This window comes from Mucilaginibacter sp. KACC 22773 (genome assembly GCF_028736215.1).
Taxonomy (GTDB): domain Bacteria; phylum Bacteroidota; class Bacteroidia; order Sphingobacteriales; family Sphingobacteriaceae; genus Mucilaginibacter.
Genome location: NZ_CP117883.1, coordinates 3,165,471 through 3,189,488, shown reverse-complemented (window position 1 = coordinate 3,189,488; position 24,018 = coordinate 3,165,471). Strand labels below are relative to the sequence as shown.

14 protein-coding genes are annotated in these 24,018 nt (G+C 42.6%); 12 read left to right on the top strand and 2 right to left on the bottom strand.

All coding sequences use genetic code 11. The features are described from left to right. Positions 1-21: 21 nt before the first annotated feature. From PQ469_RS13430 to PQ469_RS13400, 7 genes are all read left to right on the top strand, one after another. Positions 22-1,245, top strand: coding sequence for a Pycsar system effector family protein (locus PQ469_RS13430; RefSeq protein ID WP_274213413.1), 1,224 nt, complete (start codon positions 22-24; stop codon positions 1,243-1,245). Between the two features lie 37 nt (positions 1,246-1,282). Further along, complete coding sequence (gene ppk1 / locus PQ469_RS13425; protein WP_274213412.1) at positions 1,283-3,322, top strand: polyphosphate kinase 1; 2,040 nt, start codon at positions 1,283-1,285, stop codon at positions 3,320-3,322. Between the two features lie 16 nt (positions 3,323-3,338). Continuing rightward, positions 3,339-4,187, top strand: a complete 849-nt coding sequence (locus PQ469_RS13420; RefSeq protein WP_274213411.1) for an SdiA-regulated domain-containing protein — start codon at positions 3,339-3,341, stop codon at positions 4,185-4,187. A gap of 4 nt (positions 4,188-4,191) precedes the next feature. Continuing rightward, positions 4,192-4,818, top strand: coding sequence for a phosphatase PAP2 family protein (locus PQ469_RS13415; protein ID WP_090650330.1), 627 nt, complete (start codon positions 4,192-4,194; stop codon positions 4,816-4,818). Beyond that, positions 4,811-8,413 (top strand): BamA/TamA family outer membrane protein, encoded by a 3,603-nt coding sequence (locus PQ469_RS13410; protein WP_274213410.1) that lies wholly within the window; start codon positions 4,811-4,813, stop codon positions 8,411-8,413. Before PQ469_RS13415 ends, PQ469_RS13410 begins: the two co-directional genes overlap by 8 nt. Before the next feature lie 19 nt (positions 8,414-8,432). Then, the gene (locus PQ469_RS13405; RefSeq protein ID WP_274213409.1) at positions 8,433-10,781 is read left to right on the top strand and encodes a GAF domain-containing protein; all 2,349 of its coding nucleotides are present in this window, start codon (positions 8,433-8,435) and stop codon (positions 10,779-10,781) included. A 79-nt stretch (positions 10,782-10,860) separates the two neighbouring features. Beyond that, a complete protein-coding gene (locus PQ469_RS13400) occupies positions 10,861-13,425 on the top strand; it encodes a BamA/TamA family outer membrane protein (protein WP_274213408.1) in 2,565 nt (854 codons plus the stop codon). Positions 13,426-13,543: 118 nt separating this feature from the next. Here PQ469_RS13400 and PQ469_RS13395 read toward each other — a convergent pair whose 3' ends face one another. Continuing rightward, positions 13,544-14,698 carry a putative sensor domain DACNV-containing protein gene (locus PQ469_RS13395; RefSeq protein WP_090650339.1) on the bottom strand — a complete coding sequence of 385 codons (1,155 nt, stop codon included), beginning with the start codon at positions 14,696-14,698 and terminating at the stop codon, positions 13,544-13,546. A gap of 592 nt (positions 14,699-15,290) precedes the next feature. Between PQ469_RS13395 and PQ469_RS13390 the strand changes: the two genes are divergently transcribed. From PQ469_RS13390 to PQ469_RS13370, 5 genes are all read left to right on the top strand, one after another. After that, positions 15,291-16,463 carry an MFS transporter gene (locus tag PQ469_RS13390; RefSeq protein WP_274213407.1) on the top strand — a complete coding sequence of 391 codons (1,173 nt, stop codon included), beginning with the start codon at positions 15,291-15,293 and terminating at the stop codon, positions 16,461-16,463. Positions 16,464-16,552: 89 nt separating this feature from the next. Further along, positions 16,553-17,362, top strand: a complete 810-nt coding sequence (locus tag PQ469_RS13385; RefSeq protein ID WP_274213406.1) for a glucose 1-dehydrogenase — start codon at positions 16,553-16,555, stop codon at positions 17,360-17,362. Positions 17,363-17,588: 226 nt separating this feature from the next. Continuing rightward, entirely contained in the window at positions 17,589-18,068 is a 480-nt protein-coding gene (locus PQ469_RS13380; protein ID WP_274213405.1) for a hypothetical protein, read from the top strand. An 886-nt stretch (positions 18,069-18,954) separates the two neighbouring features. Beyond that, complete coding sequence (locus PQ469_RS13375; protein ID WP_090650348.1) at positions 18,955-19,434, top strand: hypothetical protein; 480 nt, start codon at positions 18,955-18,957, stop codon at positions 19,432-19,434. A 145-nt stretch (positions 19,435-19,579) separates the two neighbouring features. After that, positions 19,580-21,793, top strand: coding sequence for a bifunctional alpha,alpha-trehalose-phosphate synthase (UDP-forming)/trehalose-phosphatase (locus PQ469_RS13370; RefSeq protein WP_274213404.1), 2,214 nt, complete (start codon positions 19,580-19,582; stop codon positions 21,791-21,793). Between the two features lie 341 nt (positions 21,794-22,134). Here PQ469_RS13370 and PQ469_RS13365 read toward each other — a convergent pair whose 3' ends face one another. After that, positions 22,135-23,919, bottom strand: a complete 1,785-nt coding sequence (locus tag PQ469_RS13365; RefSeq protein ID WP_274213403.1) for a glycoside hydrolase family 15 protein — start codon at positions 23,917-23,919, stop codon at positions 22,135-22,137. Positions 23,920-24,018: the final 99 nt, after the last annotated feature.

The following is a 24,018-nucleotide window of genomic DNA, read 5'->3' as shown; positions in this document are numbered from 1 at the left end:
TTAATAATTACATTCAGGCCAATGAAATTTCAACAGTTATTAGAAGACGTCAAAAAATACGTGATATCTTATTTTGATGCCTACCAGGACCCCAACTTAATTTATCACGATCTTCAGCATACCAAAGATGTTGTAGCTGCCGCTACAAAAATTGCCAACCACTACCAGCTTAGCGATGAGGACTTTTTTGTTGTTGTAGCGGCCTCATGGTTTCACGATACCGGATATTTTACTGATAAAGCCGAACACGAGGCAAAGAGTATCAGCATAGCCGAGCATGAGCTTAAGCAGCTAAAAGTTACCGATGCGGTAATTGAAAAAGTAAAAGGCTGTATTATGGCTACCGAAATGCCACAGAAGCCAGTTGGCTTACTTCAGGAAATTATATGTGATGCCGATCTTTTTCATTTAGGAACCGATGATTTTAACGAACGCAGCAAACTGGTGCGTAAAGAAATAGAAAAGGTAAAAAACATTGTACTTGATAAAGACGTGTGGCGTCAAAAGAGTATCGAACTACTGCAATCGCACCGGTATTTTACCGATTATTGCCGTCTGCTGCTTGGCGATCAGCAGCAAAAAAATCTGGATAAACTGATAGGCAAACAGGCGCTGGTAAAAGACAAAGCGCCTGCAATTGCTTTGGCCGAAGAAGGCGTTGTGACTGACACAGACGATGATAAGGCTGATACCGAAAAGCATGGTAAAAAACATAAAACGGATAAGCCTGAACGCGGTATCGAGACGATGTTTCGCATTAGCTCAAGCAATCACCAGCGGTTGAGCGACATGGCCGACAATAAGGCCCATATCATGATCACGGTAAACTCTATCATTTTATCGGCCATTATTAGTTTGGTGCTGCGCAAAATTGATGAACACTCCAACCTCCTGGTGCCAACCTTTATGCTGCTTGGGGTAAGTTTACTCACTATCACCTTTTCGATACTGGCAACCCGGCCGTCGATACCTGACGGCGTATTCACACATGAGGATATTGAGAATAAAACCGTTAACCTATTGTTTTTTGGTAATTTTTACCGCATGTCGCTCGAAAAATACAGCGAGGGCATGGTTAAAATGATGGACGACAGCGATTTCTTATACGGAAGCCTTATCCGCGATAATTATTCGCAAGGTGTGGTGTTGGGAAAAAAATACCGCTTGTTGCGTGCCTCGTACAATGTATTCATGTTTGGCCTTATCATTTCGGTAGTTGCGTTCATTATTTCGACACTGATCTAAAACGGTAAGTACTATACCGTTACAAATATATCTACTTATGGATCATTACTCATTTTTTGACAGGGATTTAAGCTGGCTGCTTTTCAATGAACGGATTTTGATGGAGGCCGGAAAAGATACTTTGCCATTGATGGAAAGGGTAAATTTTCTCTCCATATTTTCGTCCAATTTAGACGAGTTTTACCGGGTACGGATGCCTGTATTATTGGCCTTACATAACCTGGCCAAACACGGCAACAGCGAAAAAGAGGATGTATTGCTGGAAGCCCAGGAATTGATAGGCCATCAACAACAAAAATTCGGACAAGTTTTTACCGGCGAGATTATCGCTTTATTAAAAGCGCAAAAAATCACCCTGCTTTTCAACGAACCGATACCCAATGAAATTGCGGATAAGGTAAGCGACTACTTTTATAGCCAGGTTATGGCGTTTTTGCAACCTATAGACCTGGCTGATACCAAAAAGAATTTCTTCCCGGAAAATAACCGATTGTACTTTTTAGTGACCCTGCAAGCTGAAAACAAAACCGAACGCAACGTAATCCTTAACATTCCATCAAACCAGTTGCCCAGGTTTTACCGCGTGAATATAGATGACGGGCAATACATTGTTTTTTTGGATGACATTATCCGGAATAACCTGGATAAGTTATTTAAAAACGAGGTGCTTACAGGCTGCTACAGCATAAAAATAACCCGTGACGCCGAACTTGACCTGGACGACGAGTACCAGGGCGACCTATCTGAACAGGTTGAAAAACAATTACTAAAACGCGATCTGGGTATTGCCACCCGCTTTTTGCACCAACCGGGGATGCCTTTACGCACCCTGCATTTTATAACAGATAAATTTAATCTGCAAAGCTCGAGTGTAGTGGAAGGAGGGATGTACCACAACCTAAAAGATTTGTCGGGTTTACCTGTGAATAATTCTTCGTTGCGTAACACGCAATGGACTCCAATAACAGGCTATCATGTAAATGATATGGGATCGTTGTTTGATCATATCGAAAAACAGGATTACATTTTTCATGCCCCATACCAATCTTACGATACCATCCTTCGTTTTTTTAACGAAGCCGCTACCGATGGTTCGGTTAAAGAAGTGTCTGTTACCCTGTACCGGGTGGCCAGCGAGTCGCGCATTGTAAATGCCCTTATAAGTGCCGCTAAAAATGGAAAAAAGGTGCGGGTTATGGTCGAACTGAAAGCCAGGTTTGATGAAGCCAACAACATTAAATGGGCAAAAAAAATGAAAGCCGCCGGTGTAGATATTATTTACAGCAACACTGCCTTAAAGGTTCATGCTAAAATTGCGTTGGTAAAAAGACATGTCGATGGCCGCGATAAATACTCCGGATTATTGGCAACGGGGAATTTTAACGAAAGCACCGCGGCCTTTTATACCGATCATATCATGATGACGGCAAATTCATCATTACTGCGCGAAATGGAGTTGCTGTTCATGTTTTTAGCGAAGGGTAAAAAATCGGCAGATGGGTATCCAATTGATTTTAAGCACTTGCTGGTAGCCCAGTTTAATTTGCAGGGCCGTTTTTTTGAGTTGATTGAGCAGGAAATTGCCAACGCAAAACAAGGCCTGCCGGCATTTATCACTATAAAGTTAAACAACCTGGAGGAGCGTACGCTGATATCCAAACTGTATGAAGCCTCGCAGGCGGGCGTTAAAATTTCGCTGATAGTACGCAGTATTTGCTGCCTTATCCCTGGGGTAAAAGGAATGAGTGAAAATATCACCATAAGGCGTATTGTAGACCGTTACCTGGAGCATGGCCGCATTTTTATTTTTCACAACAACGGAGATGAAAAAGTTTTTCTTGGTTCGGCCGATTGGATGAACCGTAATATTTACCGGCGGATAGAAGTTTGTTTCCCGGTTTATGATGATAACATAAAGGCCGAGGTTTTGCAGTTGATTGATTTTCAGCTTAAGGATAATACACAGGCTGTTGCACTCGATGATAAACTACGGAATATAAAAATAAAGCCGGCGCCGCCTATGGTGCAATCGCAAAAGGCAATTTATGAATTTTTAAAATTGAAGCTAAACGATTAAGGATATGCGCAACAAGATGATGAGTATTATTGCGGCTGCTATGTTACTAAGCATTTCCTGTGCCAACAAAAGCGGCACGCAGGGCTACGAAAGCCCTAAGGGATACAACCTAAACAATCCCGTAAAATATTACATGCCCGATGGCTTGCTCGAAATTTCGGGCATAGCCTTTAACAATGGCAAAAGTGATTCGGTTTATGCCGAACAGGACGAAGACGGGAACATTTATTACCTGAAACTGGGTGATAAGCAGGTTAACTATAGCAAATTTGGAAAAAGAGGCGATTATGAAGATATAGCTATTTGCCATAACCAGGTAATTATGCTGCGTAGCGATGGGGTGCTGTTCACATTTCCTTTTGGCCAGGTACGGAATAAAGAAATTCCTGGTGTTCAAAAATTAGAGGGGCTATTGCCCGAGGGTGAATATGAAGGTATGTATGCTGATGAAAAGAATGGCCTGGTATACCTGTTATGTAAACATTGCACCGACGACAAAACTACCAAAAGCAGCAGCGGCTATATTTTGGCTTTACAGGCAGACGGCACACTTAAACAGAGCGGAAGTTTTAGCGTAGATGTAAAAACAATAGAAAAGATAACCGGGAAAAAGAAGATTAGTTTCCATCCGTCAGCCTTAACTAAAAACAGCAAAACCAACGAATGGTATATTTTATCATCGTTTAATAAATTATTGGTGGTTGCCGATAACAACTGGAATGTAAAAGCAGTTTACAGTTTAGATCCTGTTATTTTCAACCAGCCTGAAGGAATTACATTTGATAATAAATACAACCTTTATATCTCAAACGAGGGCAGCAAAACGGCTGCGGGTAATATCTTAAAATTTAATTATAGTAAATAAACACATGCCAAAAAAGATCAAGCTGGTAGCTATACTATTAACCATTTTTAGCATTACCTGTTATCAAACCTGTTTTGCTCAAAACCTTGATGTTGATATCTTAAAAAGCATCAACCCGCAAAGTCCAACGTCTTCTTACTGGCATAATACAAGTACATCAGCTTATTACGTAGCAGGGGCCGCTTCGTTCGGTACTTTAATATACGGATTGGCAAGCGGCGATAAAGCAGCTAAACAAAATGGATTAGAAGCCGTTATTAATTTAGGTGCAACCGAGCTTTTTACTTACGCTATTAAAACTTCGGTAAACCGTACCCGCCCGGCAGATAGGTATCCAAACGATGTATTTGTTAATTCGCCAACACACGGTCAGTCATTTCCGTCGGGACACAGCAGCCTTGCTTTTGCTACCGCCGCTACCATATCCATACAATACCATAAGTGGTATGTAACCGTACCGGCTTATTTATGGGCTTCGTCTGTTGGATACTCCCGTATGTACCTGGGCAAGCATTATCCATCAGATGTACTTGCCGGCGCGGCCGTGGGCATTGGCACAGCATACGCGGGGCACTGGCTTAATCAAAAACTATTTAAAAAGCATACTGTAATTCATGAGGGCCATGATTAAAAAATTACTTCTGCTATATATATGTTTAACTGGCGGCCTTAATCTGCTGGCACAGGACCCGGTAAAATACCGGGTGATACTTATAGGCGACGCCGGCGAAATGGACATGCAGCAAAAGGCGGTTTTAAAACACGCGGCGGCCAACATCATCAAAAATAAAACAATTGTGATGTACCTTGGCGATAATATTTACCCCAGGGGAATGGGCCTGCCCGGCAGCCCCGAAGAGAAGCAAACCCAGAAGATCCTTCAATCGCAATACCAGCCTATGCGGGCCAATGGCGCACCGGTTTACTTTTTACCCGGCAACCACGATTGGGATAAAATGGGGCCGCAGGGCCTGGCCAAAATAAAAAGGGAATGGGCGTTTTTAGAAGAGCAGCAGGATAGCCTGTTAAAAATGGTGCCCCGCAATGGCTGCCCGGACCCTGTGGAAATAAACCTGGGGGATAACCTGACAGTTATAGCCTTTGACAGCGAATGGTGGCTGTATCAATTCAGCAAAGCAAATGATGCCGCCGAATGTGATTGTAAAACCAAAGAAGATATTATAGATAAATTTGAACAGATCCTGAGCCGGAACCGCAATAAAGTTATCCTGCTGGCATCACATCATCCGTTTCAAAGCTATGGCACCCATGGCGGCTATTTTTCGTTAAAAGATCACGTTTTCCCGCTGACGGCGGTAAACAGTAACCTGCTTATTCCGTTGCCTGTGTTAGGGTCGTTGTATCCATTTTTGCGATCATCATTTCCAAACCCCGAGGATTTAAACCATCCTTTATACAAGGACATGGTGAAACGAATAGATGGAGTGTTTAAAGGTTTTCCCAACGTCGTCCACGTGGCGGGGCATGAGCATGGCCTGCAGTTTATAAAAGACGATCAGCTGCAGGTTGTAAGTGGCGCGGGCGCCAAGCATACTTATGCTATAAAAGGCAAAAACTCCCTGTTTGCCGATGCTACCCAGGGATATGTGATAGCCGATATTCTCGCTGATAACAGCATGCGTTTTACTTACTATATTGATGATGAAAGCGGGATAAAACAAGCGTTTGTTTATACCCAGCCTTATATACCGGTTAAACCATTACCGGCAACCCCGTTTAAAGTAATTACAGCCGATAGTTTGGTAATTAAAGTACATCCATCATATGATAGTGTAAGTAAATTTCACCGTTTGTTATTTGGCGAAAACTATCGTAAAGAATGGGCTGCCGATACCAAATTGCCGGTTATCAATATAGCTACCTTTCAGGGAGGGCTGACACCCGAGAAACTGGGTGGTGGTTTTCAAACACATTCGCTGCGTTTAATTGACAAAACCGGTAAAGAGTGGGTTATCCGCAGCGTTGAAAAAAGCCCGGAAAAATTGTTACCCCCGGAGTTCCAGGAAACTTTCGCCAGAGATTGGGTAAACGATGCCATGAGCGCCCAGCATCCATTTTCGGCATTGATTGTGCCTCCATTGGCCGACGCGGTACATGTGCCGCATACCAACCCGCAAATCGGCGTAATGTCGCCCGATGAAAAGCTGGGAAAGTTTAACAAAGTATTTGATAACAAGGCAGTGCTTATTGAAGAGCGGGAGCCTACCGGCAAATCAGATAATTCGGAAAAAATGAACGCCACCATGTTAAAGGATAACGATAACAGGATAGATGCCGAAACATTTTTACGCGGCCGCCTGCTTGATTTGCTGATTGGCGATTGGGACCGCCGGGGCGATCAGTGGCGCTGGCAGGGTACCAAAACCGACAAGGGTATTTATTATACCGGTGTCCCACGCGACCGCGACCAGGCACTTTACACCAACCAAGGCATCATTCCATACATCGCCTCAAGGGAATGGGCAGAGCCCGACCTGCAGGGCTTTGGCGGAAAAATTAAGAATATATATTACTCATTGTGGAGCAGCATGTTTGCCGATTTGTTTCCGGGGATGAAATATAATCACGAAGATTGGACGAGGATTGTTAATGAATTTGTGGCTGCCGAAACCGACGAGGTTTTAGAAGCCGGCTTACGCCGGTTGCCCGCATCGGCTTATAAATTAAGGCATGACGTGTTATTGAAACAACTAAAAGAGCGCCGTGCGAACATACCGGCCGCCATGGAAGAGTTTTATAAGATCAGTAATAAAATTGTCGAGATCCACACTTCAAAGAAAAATGAATTCTTTAACATTAAAGATATCCCCGGTAATGGATTAAATATCATCATCAACAAAATCAGCAGCGGCGGTAAAGTGCGGGATACCTTGATGAACATCAATTTTATGCCCGATATTACCAAAGAGATCAGGATTTACCTGGGTGCCGGTGCCGATAAAGTTGTTTTAAATAATGCCACGTCGCCCATAAAACTCAGGTTTGTTGATAGTGTTGATGTAAAAGACTATAACATTGTCCGTTCAAAAAACAAAGTGCAGATTTATGACCCTGGTACACTGAAATTAACAGGCGATAGTAGCAGGGTGCGCAAGTATTTATCGGCCGATAGCGCCAATATCTCGTATATGGCTGTAAACCTGTCAAACGTTACCATGCCCATGGCCAATATCGAGATAAACCCCGATGAAGGTTTTTTATTGGGGCTTGGGTTTAAGTATACGCACCAGGATAGTTTTCGTAAATTTCCGTATAACGATGTGCAGCAGGTATTTTTGAGCCACTCGTTTTCAACAAAAGCTTTCAGGGCCAGTTACAGCGGCGAGTGGATTAAAGCCATTGGCAACGCTAACCTGTTATTACAATTCCAGGCCAATTCGCCGGAGAATATCAACTTTTTTGGCCGCGGTAACGAAACTGTATTCGATAAAACCGGTAATTACAAAAAGTTTTATCGTACCCGGTTCACAACCGTTCAGTTCGATCCGGCTTTAACCTTGCATAGTGCGGGCGGTACTACGATAACCGTTGGGCCGTCATTACAGTACTATAATTTAAATGTAGCTGACAATACAGGCCGTTTAATTACAAATCCCTTACTCACCAATAGTACAGATAGTTATACCTTTGATCAGCGAAAACTTTTTGCGGGTGCAATTTTTAACTTCACCAGCGATTTGCGTAACAATAAGGTACTACCCGCATGGGGAAGCTATGTAAACGTTAAATTGCAGGGGTATACGGGCTTAAATAGTTATTCAAACTCGTTTATACAACTGACACCGCAGGCGGCTTTATATAAAAGCTTAAACGCCAACAGCACCATAGTGCTGGCCGAGCGGGTAGGCGGTGGTATCACCATTGGTAAAACCGCTTTTTATCAATCGTTGTTTTTAGGCGGACAGGATAACCTGTTAGGTTACAGGCTTTATCGCTTTGCGGGGCAATATAGTTTTTATAACAATTTGGAACTGCGCTTAAAATTGTTTGATTTTGCAAGTTATATTGTACCCGGGCAGGCTGGTTTGGTAGGTTTTTATGACATTGGCCGCGTTTGGGAAAATGGCGAGCATTCTGATAAATGGCACAATGGTACCGGCGCCGGCTTATATATTGCCCCTGCCAAATTAGCGGTAATAAAAATTGTGGCGGGGCATTCCGAAGAAGGCTGGTATCCTTACTTATCAACGGCCTTCAGATTTTAACTAAGGTAATTTATAAAAAATGCACACCGAAGTACTCAACATAAGTAAAAATGATTGCAATGTTTGCCAGGTAGAAACCTGCCTTACGTTTGATCCTTTTGTAGCGCATTTACAGGAGCGTGTAAAAACAGAAAAGACCCTTAAATCCGAGTTTTATAAATATGTACTCCATAAGTTTGAAACAGACTTATGTATTGATCTGGAGGTGAACCCCGATTATGCAGAAATGTACAGGGGTACATTGGAGTTGATTTACAGTATACTTACTCCACCTATTTTAAATGAAAAAGAGTTTTTTTGGGCGCTGAGCACCCCGGTACCCGAAAAGATATTTTTCAGCACCGAGGCTTTTTTTGAATTTCATTCCAGTCACCATTCCGGCCTGTATGCGGTCAACATGGCCGATCAGGATTTATTTGCCCAGCGCCAGAAACGTTTTATTTACAACCTGATACTGGAGCGCATGTATGGCTTCAGTACAATTCTAAGGAACGAGTTGTTGTACAGCTATGTAGATCCCGATACCAAACTTACACGTTACTATAACATTTTTACCAACCCACAGTTTGTTAATGTAATATCAAAAGGAGAATTGCCTGTATTAAGCTTTGAGGCCATTGAGCCTTACCTTAATGATTTTGAAGGCATAGATGTGCTTGAACGTATTTTACCACTATCAAATTTCAAGTTTGAAGGTTTCTCGGTAATAACATTAACTGATGTTACCTTACCCCATGCGATGGAAAGCATCCGGAACGAATTGGTTAACCACTCCAGTAACGAAACCGAGCAATATGAGCATATCATCAATTCGTTAAAAACCCTATCCGAAGACCCGGCCATTGAATTTGGCCTTATGCCTTTTTTAACAGTAAATAACCGACCGATATTCGATACTGATGAGTGCTCGCAAAGTGTACTTATGTCATCTGCAAAAAAATATAGTATGGCCGAAGAAACCTTTGTGGCTATTGCCGATGATTATAACAAAAATCCCAAGCCTATATTCTTTAACGTTATTAACGACGAAAAGACCATAAAGTATCCCTTTTTAAAGGTATTAAAACAATCGGGTGTTAAATCATACGGTATTTTTCCTGTTTACTACAATAAAAAAAATGTGGGTATCCTTGAGGTATATGCTTACAAGGAAATAGCATTTTACGAAAAGCTACTATCAAAGCTGCAAACCGCCATGCCCCTGATAGCACAGTTACTCCAAAACAGCATCGATCAGTTTAACGACCGCATTGAACGGGTAATTAAAGACAAATTTACCTCGCTGCAGCCATCTGTTCAGTGGAAATTTAACGAGGTGGCCTGGGAGTACCTTAAAAGTGGTAATAGAAGGCGTAAAAGTCAGGAAATAGAAACGGTGGTATTCGATAATGTGTATCCGCTGTTTGGCGCAATAGATATCCGCAATTCCACCATTGAGCGTAACACTGCCCTGCAGGATGATTTAAAGGCATTCCTTACGCTGGTTATGGATACCCTTACCTCGCTAAAAAAACACATTCACCTGCGTCTTATTGATAACCTGGTATTTAAATGCGATGAGTGGCTGCAAAGGGTAAGTGGTTTTATTACCACAAACGACGAGCTTACGCTGGATGGCTTTGTTAGGGATGAACTAAACCCATTCCTGGAACATTTCAGGCAAAACTATCCCGATGAAAAACCGGTGATTGATAAATACTTTGCAGCACTGTCTGAAGATACAGGTCTTTCTTTTGCCAATAGGCGTAACCTGGAAAATTCCATGCAGCTTATTAATAACAGCATCAATCATTACCTGGAGGTAGCACAGGACGAAGTGCAGGAGTCATATCCATGTTATTTTGAAAAATTCAGGACAGATGGTGTCGAATATGATATTTACATAGGGCAGTCCATTGCACCAAGCCGGGTTTTTGATTTGCTCTATTTAAAAAATATCCGTTTGTGGCAATTAAGGTCGATGGCTGAGATAGCAAGGATCACCAACTCTTTAATCGACCAGATTTCGCATCCGCTGCAAACAACACAGCTGATTTTTATCCACTCAAACCCAATACAAATCAGTTTCAGGAATGACGAACGTCGTTTTGACGTGGAAGGCGCCTATAACATCAGGTACGAAGTAGTTAAAAAACGTATTGATAAAGTATTGATAGCTGGCACTGTTGAGCGCCTTACCCAGCCGGGCAAAATTGCTATGGTATATTTTAACGCCAACGAGGCAACCGAATACCAGGAATATATTAAATACCTGCAGGATTCGCAAATATTGAATAATGATCTTGAATACCTTGACCTGGAGGAATTGCAGGGTGTTACCGGGCTAAAAGCCTTGAGGGTTGGGGTAAATTATGATTTTAAATCATAAAACAAAACGGTGTATTAAAATATTGTGTACTATGCGTTATTAGCTTATCACCTTGAAAAATACGTACCTAAAAAAAAAGATGGTTAAAAATTTATTGCTGCTGATATTAGCCGCAATAGGTACAATGCGCGCTTATGCGCAAGCTACTGCCGATAGCATTAAGCTGGCTATTGAGCCCGGATACAATAATATGAGCGGCACCCATCGTTTTTTTCTTGGTGAAAATTACCGTAAGTTATGGGCTGCACCGGTAAAGCTGCGCATTTTCCATATCCAAACAGAAAAAGGTGGTTTAAAAATTCTGCAAAAAGGCGGCGGCCAGCAAACAAAATCATTACGCCTGCAAGACCCAACCGGGCAGCAATGGGTATTAAGAACTATCCAAAAATATCCCGAAAAAGGTTTACCGCCAAGTTTACGGCCAACAGTAGCTAAGGATATCCTGCAAGACCAGGTTTCTGCCGCACATCCATTTTCGGCTTTAACCGTGCCGCCATTGGCTGCGGCGTTGGGCATACCTCACTCCAATCCCGAAATTGTTTACGTGCCCGATGATGCTGCATTAGGCGATTATCGCAATGATTTTGCCAACCAGGTTTTCTTGTTTGAAGAGCGTGAACCGCTGGATGCCGAAAAAACCGACAACACCGATAAGGTGCAGCGTAAACTACAGGACGATAATGATAACCGGGTTGATGAAAAAACCGTGCTGCGCGCCCGCCTGCTGGATATGCTGCTGGGCGATTGGGACAGGCACGAAGACCAATGGCGCTGGGAAAAACTGGAAGGCGAAAAGGGAGCCACCTATGAACCTGTGCCACGTGATCGCGACCAGGTTTATTACAAAACTTCTGGGCTATTTCCGTGGATAGTAGCGCACCAGTGGCTCAAATCAAAGTTTCAGGGCTATAGTGACGAAATAAGGGACATCAACGGCTGGAATTTTAACGCACGCTATTTTGATCGCTATTTCCTGAATCAATTAAGCGAAGAGGATTGGAAAGAACAGATAGCCTTTGTGCAAAATAAACTAACCGATAACCTAATAAAAAGTGCAGTTAAACGAATGCCCGATACCATTTTTAAACTTTCGGGTGCCGAAATCATCGGCAAAATGATTGCCCGCAGGAACATACTGGATAAGCAGGCCATGGAATATTACCGTTTTATAGCCAAACAGGTAGAGATACCTGCAAGCGATAAAACAGATAAGTTTGCCATTAACACTGAAGCGGGAGGCAACCTTACTGTTACCGTTAATAAAATCAAGAAAGATGGAACCGTTGATAAAATAACCTACAAACGCACCTTTAAAGCAGACGTAACCGAAGAGGTAAGGTTATATGGCTTTGCCGGAGACGATCAGTTTGTAGTTACAGGCAGCAATCCATCGCCTATAAAAGTGCGGATGGTTGGTGGTGATGGGGTAGATAGTTTTTACGTAGATAAAAACCTGCACAATAAAAGCAGCCTGTACGTGTACGACAGGTCGGATCAGCAGAATAAATTACCATCATCTTCGGATGCGAAGATTCGCACGTCAACAGATACGGCGGTAAATCAGTATGATAAAAAGAGCTTTAAATTTGACAGGTTTGAGCCAATTGTACTGGCCAATTATAGCCCGGACTTAGGGATCTCATTGATAGCCGGGTTATCCTGGGAAAAGCATGGATTCAGGAAAGAGCCTTATGCCTTCCGTGATGAATTCCTTGTTAATTATAACCTGGGCAGACAATCATTCATGCTGACGTATAACGCCGATTGGAAAAAGGCCATAGGTAATAATGACCTGGGTATTAACATCAGGTCATTAGGGCCACATAACCTCAGTAATTTTTTTGGCATAGGCAACAATACCGTTTTTGAAAACGAAGGCGATAAGGAGATCAGCTATTATCGCAACCGTTACGATTTTGTTACCGCTAACGTATCTCTTAGTCAAACCAGCAATAACTGGCAGTTTAGCGAGGGCATCGCCGGGCAATATTATAACAGTAGTGCTTCAAACAATGCCAATCGCTTTTTAAACGGCTATAATCAGGCTAATCCCGATCAAAATGTTTTTGGCACAAAATTCTACACGGGCGTTTTGGCAAGCGCCCTATTGGATACCCGCAATAAAGCAACCATCCCCACCAAAGGTATTTTATGGAATACTATCATTGGCGGCTACACCGGCTTAAGCAAAAACAGCCACAACACCTACGGGCAAATCCTGTCGGAGTTTAGCTTTTACCTCAATCCCGACCAGGATTCGGTATTGGTGATAGCCAACAGAACGGGCCTTGGTACTACGGTTGGCGACGCTACATATTTTCAGTTGATGAAACTTGGCGGTGCGCAAAATTTCCGTGGTTTCCACACAAACCGGTTTACGGGCAAGTCTATCGCCTATAACAATCTCGAATTACGCCTCAAAGTATTGGATTTTACATCATACCTGCTGCCAGGTTCCATAGGTATTATCGGCTTTAACGATGTAGGCCGCGTTTGGGTACCCGGCGAAAAATCAAACCAATGGCATGATGGCTATGGCGGCGGGTTTTACGTTATCCCCGCCCAGTTGGTATTAATTGAGGCCGTGATGGGATTTTCCAAAGAGGGATCGTTGCCTTATATTACTATTGGGTTAAGGTTTTAGAGGCCTCACCTAAATCCTCTCCAAAGGAGAGGACTTTAAAAGGATAGTATCAGATAAAAAACAGAACTCTGGTTCGCAAATCAAGAACCTTCTTCTTTGGAGGGGGCGGCGTGAGGCCTTACAGCAACAATATATCAATCTGGTGGGCATGAACCATATTTACCACCGGCGACCATGCAAAAACTGTAAACCTGCCATCCTGCGAAGCCACCAACGCTATGGCATCCTTTTGATCGAACACAAACTGGGCTGCCGATAAATGCCTGGTGCCGCCGTTTTGAGCCGGGTGGATCACCCTGGTGGAGCAACCAACAACAGGCTCGGTTACCACAATTTCTTCTACACGGGTGCTTTTTGACGAACGGCCTATTTTGGCCCCAAAGGCCAGCAATTCATGTTTATCGTTAATAACAGTTGCGCCGTCTATTGATGTTAAGCCTCCGATAGTGTCAACGGCGCGGCGCAATTTTTCCTGCCATGGCGTATGGTATTTTTCAATCCCCTCGTGTATCATCAAATCGGTAAGGCCGGAGAATGCAGGGGAAACGGGGTAGGAGATAGGCTGGATGATAGATTCCAGCCAGTCGTCGCTGCCGGATGGAACAACCAGCAAAATACCGCCCCGTTTGTGGGCCTGCATTGATGCAGCTAACTGCACCAGCACATTCACCGGATCGTTCCATGATGATGGCAGCGTAAAATCAAGCATCGAGGTTAGTATGTTGGGGCAGTCGGACAGGGTCGATCCATTTTCGTCAACCACCTTTATTTCGTCACCCTTTAAAATAGCAATATTCACAAACTTGCCAAAGCCGTCAACCCGGCGATGTTTTATTACCAATAGGCCTGGCTCAATTACTTCCAAAACAAAACAATAAGCAGGTATGGCAAGAGTGGTTCCCCAAACATACAGTTCACCATCCTCTAAACAAACGCCAAGGTGGATACCCGGCTGCTGTACGGCCGAAGCAAATTTGGTAAGTATATTGGGGGCCAGCTTAATTTTGTGGCCAAACAATAAAGGCTGCCCGGCGCTTTCGGGCGGTAAAAAAGCAAGCGTAAACTTGGGCGAATAACCTTCTTCGCGGCGTAAACTTGCCCAAAAAGCTAAATCTATAAGGGTTTCAATGGTTTGTATATCAGGCGTAAGGCCAAGCTCGGCAGGGTTATCTGCCGCCAATGAATGAAAATGTTTAAAATGCCGTTCAATTGCCGGGGCAATTTTTCGGGCTGCTTTATATGTTGGTTCAGAGGTAATTGTCCTTGATTCCATGCTGTTTTTAAGATGATGCCTGCCGGTATGGCCGGTTAAAAAGATTGTCTACCAAAAATAAGCCATAAAAGCTGCCAACACAAACAAATGCCTCAAAATTGCAATTAAGCGATAATTGAGATAAATACGCCTTACAGATACCGCCCAAGGGCAAGCGTTTCTAATAGGGTTAACATAACTTAACATATTTCAGATAAAATATTTGTAAATACCTCATAATCAATATTTTATTTTTTATCATGGTTAACACTAAACTGATAGCGCAATTTAGGTGCATCCAAATATTTGTGCCTGTTGTTGACCAATAGAAGTCCCTTCGGTACCTCGATCATTTAACCAGGATCAGGCAATAAAAACAGTGTGTCATTTGATGCTTATATCTTCCCAACGCCATAGGCTTATTCCGTCAGTTATTAAATAACAGCTTATCGCCGTTAATTATTTGGACGCGTTTGCCCTGGATACCGCCCTTACTTTTTTTGCAGCGCTTCCCGCAAGATAGGATAGTCTCAAACCTGGCCCTCCCGCCAGAAACTTTAAGCCGCATCCGTAAACAGCTGGCAGGCAAATAATTTATTTTTACTTTTGCCGCATGGACGACACCAGTGTTGCTAACAGGGCTAAACTACGTACCGGCATCAGTATTTTTTTCTTTATTTCGGGGTTTGGATACTCATCATGGGCATCGCGCATTCCATCATTGCAACAGCAGTTACATTTAAACGAAGCAGAATTAGGTGCGGTTTTATTTGCCCTGCCAATCGGCCTGATGCTTACCATGCCTATCACCTCCAAAATGCTCAGGCATTTCAGTAGCCGCAGCATTATGTTTGGCGGGGTAACAGCGTTTACCTTGTTGCTTTGCCTGCCTGGCTTTACTGCCTATATGTGGGAGCTTATTCTGGTGTTGTTTTTTATAGGCTCAACGCGTAACGTAATTGCCATAACGGTAAACGCGCAGGCAGTGGGGGTGCAAGCTATGTATGATAAACCTATCATGGTTACTTTTCATGGCATCTGGAGCCTGGCGGGTTTTGCCGGGGCGGCAGTAGGCTATATTATGGTTTATTTTAATGTTGCGCCAACCTATCACCTTATTGGTGTAAGTGTTGTACTGTTTATACTAACACTCTGGTTTTATCCCAGCTCCCTTGAGCAAGCTCCTTACGGCCAAAGCAACACTACCGTTTTTTCATTCCCCGATAAAGATCTGCTCAAATTCGCGCTCATCGCATTTGCCTGTATGGCCTGCGAAAACACGATGTATGACTGGAGCAGCATTTATTTTCAAAAAGCGCTACAAGCGTCTAAAGCTACCTCAACGGCAGCTTTTGTAGTTTATATGTTTTTTATGACCCTTGGGCGCTTTACCGGTGATAGGATAGTAGCTGCCACCAGTATTAAAAAAGTATTAAACTTTAGCGGCGTATTTATTTTACTCGGTTTTTTAATGGCTGTGCTTTTACCTTACATATATACCGCCTTTATTGGCTATGCCATGGTTGGCATGGGTATTTCCTGTGTAGTGCCATTGGTATTCAGTATGGCCGGCCGGTCAAAAACCTTAAAAAGCGGGCAGGCCCTGGCGGCTATATCTACCGTAAGCTATCTTGGCTTTTTAATTATCCCGCCGTTTGTTGGCTTTGTAGCCCAGGCTGCTGGTTTACGCTGGGCATTTGGCATAGTATCGGGCTTTGGCGCACTCATTATCATGATGGTCGCCCGCATTAAAGAAGAATCGGAAGCCGACGAAGTTTTGGCATAATTCATTTTAATCCTGCAAAATCCTTAAATCGTGTCAAAACATTATTGGCGCAATTTTATTGGTTATATTGAACAATCAAAACTGTTAGCATGAACCAAACTCCATCGTTAAAAGATCAATCGGCCCTGGTAACAGGCGCCGATAGCGGTATAGGTAAAGGCGTTGCCCTGGCACTGGCGGCCGCGGGTGCCAAAGTAGTAATCAATTATGCGCATAACCAGGCAGCTGCCGAGGAGGTTGTTGCACAAATAACAGCCTCTGGCGGCGAGGCCTTCGCAGTGCAGGCCGACGTAAGCCACGAAGACGAGGTAAAAGCCATGTTTGCTCAAATGTTTGCCCGCTATGGCACCATTGACATATTGGTTAACAATGCCGGCCTGCAAAAAGACTCCAAATTTGTAGATATGACTTTGGCGGATTGGAATACGGTGATCAGCGTTAACCTTACCGGCCAGTTTTTATGTTCGCGCGAAGCCGCCAAAGAATTTATCCGCAGGGGAGTAGTTGAAGAAAGAAGCGTGGCTGCCGGCAAAATCATTTGTATGAGCAGCGTACATGAAGTAATTCCCTGGGCCGGGCATGTTAACTATGCCGCCAGTAAAGGTGGCATCAGTATGTTTATGAAGAGTATAGCCCAGGAGCTTGCGCCTCATAAAATCAGGGTTGTTGGCATCGGGCCGGGCGCTATTCAAACTCCCATTAACAAATCGGCCTGGGATACAACCGAAGCGCTGAACAAATTACTAACCCTGATACCTTATAACCGGATAGGCAAACCTGGCGATATTGGGCAGCTGGCAGCCTGGCTGGCATCAGACCAGGCCGACTATATAACCGGTACCACCATATTTATGGATGGGGGCATGACTTTATACCCCGGATTTGCTGATAATGGTTAACCCAATGTAAATTAAATATAAATATATTGGTTTACACCTTGCTAAATCGATATTAACCTGTTTTTGTGCTGAAGATATTGTAATATGTACACTAAGTAAATTGCGAAAAATTAAATTTTATACGTCAATTTGACTGTTATTATCAAATATTCATAAAAATTAAATTTTATTTGCCAAATTTATAACATTAGCCTATTTTTGTTGTGGATTTAAAATTTAACATAACATGAAAAAGATATTTATTACTACCGCAATAGCCGCTTTATTAAGCGTTAATGTATTCGCTGCCGATGGCGGTAAAAAAGCTGACGGAGGTGCAAACGTATCATACGTAGCACTACATGGTTTTACTGTTGACTTTGCTGATGCAACAGACGTAAACTGGACAGTAACTAAAAATTGCCAAAAAGCATCATTCACTGTTGATGGCGTAAGGAAAACTGCTTTTTACAACCTTAGCGGCGAGTACCTTGGTGTAACTCAACGAGTTGACGTTAAAGCCATCCCTGCTAAAACAATGAAACAAATCAGCAAAGAGTACGCTGGTTACGAAGTTGGCGAAGTAATTGTTTACCAGGCTAACACCGAAGTAAATTCAAACATTGATGCTACTTCATACTTTGTTGATCTTAAAAACGACAAACACGAAGTGCTTGTAAGAATAACCCAACAAGCAAACCTTGAGTTTTTTCAACAAGTAAAGTAATTCTTTAAAAAAATCACAACTATTGCAAGCCATCCTGGTATCCAGGGTGGCTTTTTTGCTTGAATCGATTTAGCAAGGGGGAATCAAATAAATAAAAGCATGCACTTGATGTGTTTCAGTTCAAATAATCATTCGGCTTTTGAACGCTGGCTACGACTCACCCGGTCGAGGCTACGCCCGACCACCCTCTCTCCGGCTGCGCCGCAAAGAGGGTGAAGCTCTTTTTTTATTTTTTTGCCCCTCTATGCGCGAAGCGGAGAGAGGCAGACGGGCGCAGCCTCGTCGGGGTGAGTCGACGCCGATATGCGATATCCGTCATTCCTCCTTCAGAATTTCACGAAATTTTACCACTTATAATGACATCATTGTAAATTATTGATTATCAATATTGTTTTTTTTGTAGAAACGCATAATTGCGTCTCCCGCATGCAAATCACACATGCAAATCGGCCTTGCAATCGCACCTTGCAAGTCCTGAATGTCCTGCGGGAGACGCAATTATGCGTCTCTACAAAAGCCTCATTTGCAGCAATGTCATTTCTGTTTTTTTCAGCCAAAACCTTTTTACAATCTCATTTTTCCCTTCAATATTTCGCAGAATTTTCCATTCGGGCTAAAGGCAGCATTTTGTCCCTGGAAATTTATTGGAGGATTACAGATTTGAAGCCAAAAGTTACCTGTTTAATGCATTTAGATTTAGCTAAACCGATTTATTGGCCTTTCAATTCTTTAAGATATTGTAAAATATACACTAAGTGTATTGCTAAAAATTAAATTTTACACTATAAATCATCTAAAATTATAAAATATTCATAAAAATTAAATTATAATTGCCAAATTTATAATATTATCCTATTTTTGTTATGGATTTAAAATTTAAAACAACATGAAAAAGATATTTTTAACAACCGCAATTGCCGCTTTATTAAGTGTTAATGTATTTGCTGCCGATGGCGGTAAAAAGAATGATGGAGGTACTAACGTATCATACATAGCCTTACATGGTTTCACCGTTGACTTTGCTGATGCAAAAGATGTGAACTGGACTGTAACTAAAAATACCCAGAAAGCAACATTCACTGTTGATGGCGTAAGGAAAACTGCTTTTTATAACCTTAACGGTGAGTACCTTGGTGTAACTCAACGCGTTGACGCTAAAGCCATCCCCGCTAAAACAATGAAACAAATCAGCAAAGATTACGCTGGTTACGACGTTAATGAAGTAATTGTTTACCAGGCTAACACCGATATCAATTCAAACATTGATGCTACTTCATATTTTGTTGATCTTAAGAACGACAAACACGAAGTACTTGTAAGGATAACTCAACAAGCAAACCTTGAGTTTTTTCAACAAGTGAAATAATTCTTCAAAAAATATTTTCATACAAGCCATTCCAATTATCGGGATGGCTTTTTTATTTTATGATAATTGCAATAATTATATTTTATCAAACAACTTGGCTGTTTATGACTTTATAAAGTATTAGTTAATATATTTTATAATTATTATGCCAAAGACCATTATCGTATCTAACCGGCTGCCTGTAAAAATCTCTAAAACCGATAGCGACTATAATTTATCGTCAAGCGAGGGAGGCTTAGCTACCGGCTTAGGTTCAATTTACAAACAAGGTGATAACGTATGGATAGGCTGGCCCGGCGTTGAAATTACAGAACAAGAGGATAAAGATACCGTAACCCAACAGTTAAAAGAGTTAAGCCTGGTACCCGTTTTTCTTGACCAGGAAGAGATCAATCAATATTATGAGGGTTTCTCGAACGAGGTTTTATGGCCCGTTTTTCATTACTACGCATCTACCTATGCCACATACAAACAATCAAACTGGGATTATTATCAGGCAGTTAACAAAAAATTCAGAGATGTAATACTAACTATCGCCGAACCCGGCGATGTTATATGGATACATGACTACCAGTTGCTGTTACTGCCTGCCCTGGTGAGGCAGGAAATACCTGATGTTTCTATCGGATTTTTTCTTCATATTCCATTCCCGTCACATGAGATGTTTAGATTGATTCCCTGGCGATCGGAATTATTGGAAGGAATGCTTGGGGCCGATCTGATCGGCCTGCATACCTTTGATGATGTAAGACATTTTTTGGGTGCTACAACCCGTATTTTGCCCGTAACATCCTCGGCAAATATCATCGCGACCGGCGAAAGATCAATAGTAGTCGAATCGTTTCCCATGGGGATTGACGAGCAAAAATATGCATCGTTACCATTGCAGGACGATGTAAAACACCAGGTAGAACTGATCAAGAATAACTTTAAGGATGGTAAACTGATACTGTCTGTTGACAGGCTTGATTACAGCAAAGGCATATTACAACGGCTTGCGGCATTTGAATTATTGCTGCAATTGTGCCCCGAGTGCATTGAAAATATAGCCCTTTACATGATCGTAGTACCGTCGCGCGATACAGTGCCGCAGTATGCACACCTGCGCGATGAGATTGATAAAAAAGTGGGCAACATCAATTCCATTTACCGTACTATGGATTGGAGTCCTATTCACTATTATTACAGGTCGTTCCCCCTCGAAACGCTCGCAGCCTTATATGCCACTGCCGATGTTTGCCTGGTTACGCCAATGCGCGATGGGATGAATTTGGTAAGTAAAGAATATGTAGCCAGTCGCGTAAATAATGATGGAGTATTGATTATGAGCGAGATGGCTGGCGCATCTAAAGAATTAATAGATGCAATAATTGTAAACCCCAATAATACCGGCGAGGTATGCAGGGCCATATTACAGGCAATTAACATGCCACTTGATGAACAAAAAAAGCGCATGATTCCAATGCGCCAGTTAGTGGCTAAATTTAACATCAGGCATTGGGTTAAAATTTTTATGGACAGGCTTAAGGAGGTAAAACTCATGCAGCGTTCATTGCAAACCAGGCACGTGAGTAACACTACTGAGCAATCCATCATTAACCGCTACAGTAAAACCAAAAAGCGCATAATTTTTTTAGATTATGATGGGACACTGGTTGGATTCAGATCGGACATTGAGCAGGCCAGCCCCGATAAGGAGCTTTATCACATCATTCAAAAACTGACTGAAGATCCTGCCAACCAGGTAGTGCTCATCAGTGGCCGGAAACATGAAAACCTCGACGAGTGGTTTCAGCACACAGATATGTATCTGATAGCCGAGCACGGTTCCTGGTTTAAACAGCCGGGTACTACCTGGCATAAAATAGCCGGCCTATCTGACCAATGGAAGCACGATATATACCCATTATTGGAAACTTATGTAGATCGCACTCCCGGATCATTTATCGAAGAGAAAACATACTCATTGGTATGGCATTATCGCAAAGCCCAGGCAGGTCTGGGCGAGCTAAGGGCAGGGGAGTTGATGAATAACCTCAAGTACCTGGCCAGCGATAAAGGGTTACAGCTATTAGCAGGGGATAAGGTACTGGAAGTGAAGAATATGGATATCAACAAAGGCAAAGCAGCTTTAACCCTGACAGAGGGTAAAGATTATGATTTTGTGATAGCCTTTGGCGACGACTATACCGACGAGGATATTTTTAAAGCCCTGCCAGAAAGTGCCATTACCATTAAGGTGGGCAGTAATCTGTCGGCGGCTAAATTTTACCTGCGCAATCCGCAGGAGGTACGAAAACTGCTCACCAGTTTTACCAAACAATACGTAGGACAAAATTCAGGGATTTTGCAAGATTAATGCAGATGTGCAGATTTCAAATGTGCAGATTTCAGATTTCAAAGCCTGGTAAAACTTCGTTAATGACGAACTTTTACCAGGCATTAATCAAAAAAAAACTGTCAATCCTGCAAAATCCTTAAATCGTGTTAAGGGTGAGAACCTGTCTAAATTTGATTTAGATTATTTATGTATCATATAAAAATCATTGCCGTTGACTTTAGTCAACGGAATAATGACTAAAAGGCGAATGGCTTTAGCCAAATTCCACTGAATATTTTGGCTAAAGCCAGCAACGATACCTTCTTTTACCGTTGACTAAAGTCAACGGCAATAAATAAATCTCGTTTTTAGACAGCTTCTTAAAGGAAGATGGGCCTATCCAACTTAATAGCTATCCTGTAAGCCGCGTTCATTAATCCCACATGGCTGTATGCCTGCGGAAAGTTTCCCCATTGGCTGCCGTCATTTTCATCCACATCCTCGCTGAAAAGCAACAGATGATTAGAGTATTTGAGCAGGTTGCCAAACTCGCGCTGGGCATCATCAATGCGGCCAACACTGGCCAGCGCTTCAACGTACCAGAATGCGCAGATAAGGAAAGTGGTTTTAGGTTTGCCAAAATCATCCTTGTATAAGTACCTGTAAAATAATCCATTAGTTGCCTTTAGCTCATTTTCAAGTGCAATTAAATGATCCTTTGCACGCTGCGATGTTGGATCGAGGTAATTCATCATAATAAGCTGCAAGGTACTGGCATCCAGGTTTGAACTGCCTGCCGAGTTGGTGTATACTTTCCTAATGGGATCATAACAGCTTTCAATATGCGCGGCCGCGCGTTCTTTTAAAGCTATAGCCTTATCAATCAGTTCTTTATTATCTATCGTACGTGCCATTTTTTCGGCAGCTGATGCTCCTGCCCATTGAAACAAATTACTGTAACAGTGAATGTTGGCCATGTTACGGAACTCCCAGATGCCGGCATCTTTCTCGTCAATTGTAAATTCAATCTTATTCAGCAAAAACTCAATCCATCGTACCGAGTCTTTCCTTTCGGAGAAAACAAAGCGATGATCGGTATAAAGCGGTAACATAGAAATCATTACCTGCCCGTAAATGTCGTTCTGTATATGTTCTGATGCCTGGTTGCCAACGCGTACCGGCTGGTTGCCCAGGTAGCCTTCCAAATCGGTTAAAACAATTTCTACCAGATCTTTTTTACCGGTAATGCTATACAGTGGCTGGTAGCGCTCATTTGTTGAAAAAGATATGTCGGTGACGTAACTAAAATATCGCTCCATTTCTTCAAAATGGCCAATGTGGTTAAGTGCGGTTATCACATAGTAGGTATCGCGCAGCCAGCAGTACCTATAATCCCAATTACGGCCACTTCCCGGCGATTCCGGTAAACTGGTAGTGCTGGCTGCAATAATGGCTCCTGTGTCCTCAAACTGGTGTATTTTCAAAGCCAGCCCGGACCGGATTACATATGGTTGAAAATAAGTGGCGATAGAGGAGTGTTTGATCCACGTGCGCCAGTATTGGATAGTTTCGGATAAAAAACGCTCGGCAGTCGTAGTCAGTGGCGCTTCCAATGGTTCGCCATAGGTGAGGGCCAGGTATTTGATTTCGTTAAGCACAAAGGGCTGCCCGTCAAAAACATAGCTGATGGGAATATTGGTGGTTAGCCGGATGTTTTCTTCGCCGCCCAGGTATTGAATGTGATTACTACCGCGGTTTACCCTAAGTTTCACAGCGCCGTATTCAGACACCGGCTCACATTTTACTTTAACCCTCGGCGATCCTTCAATAGCTTCAATTTTCCTGAATAGCATCAAAGGTTTATAATAGCGCTGGTGCTGGTAAAAACGGGGAGCAAAATCGGTTACCCGATACATGCCGCCTGAAGCCGGACTGATTTCGGTTATTAGCACATTGGTATTCTCGAGGTAATACTGATGGGACGTAAATTCTCCTTCAGGTAAAATGGAAAACTCGCCGCCTTTTTTCTTGTCCAGTAAACCACCAAAAATAAAAGTACTGTCAAATCGCGGCCAGCAAAGCCATTCTATATTGGTGTTTTTGTGTATGTGCGCCAAAAAAGCGCAGTTTCCAATTATCCCGGTATCGTAAGTATGTCGTGCCATTAATGTTAGTTTTTAGCCTGGTTCAATTGTTCAACAACATACCTTGTGTAATGTTGGCGTAAAAAGTGGTATAATTTCTGATTAATTTGGATTTGTTAA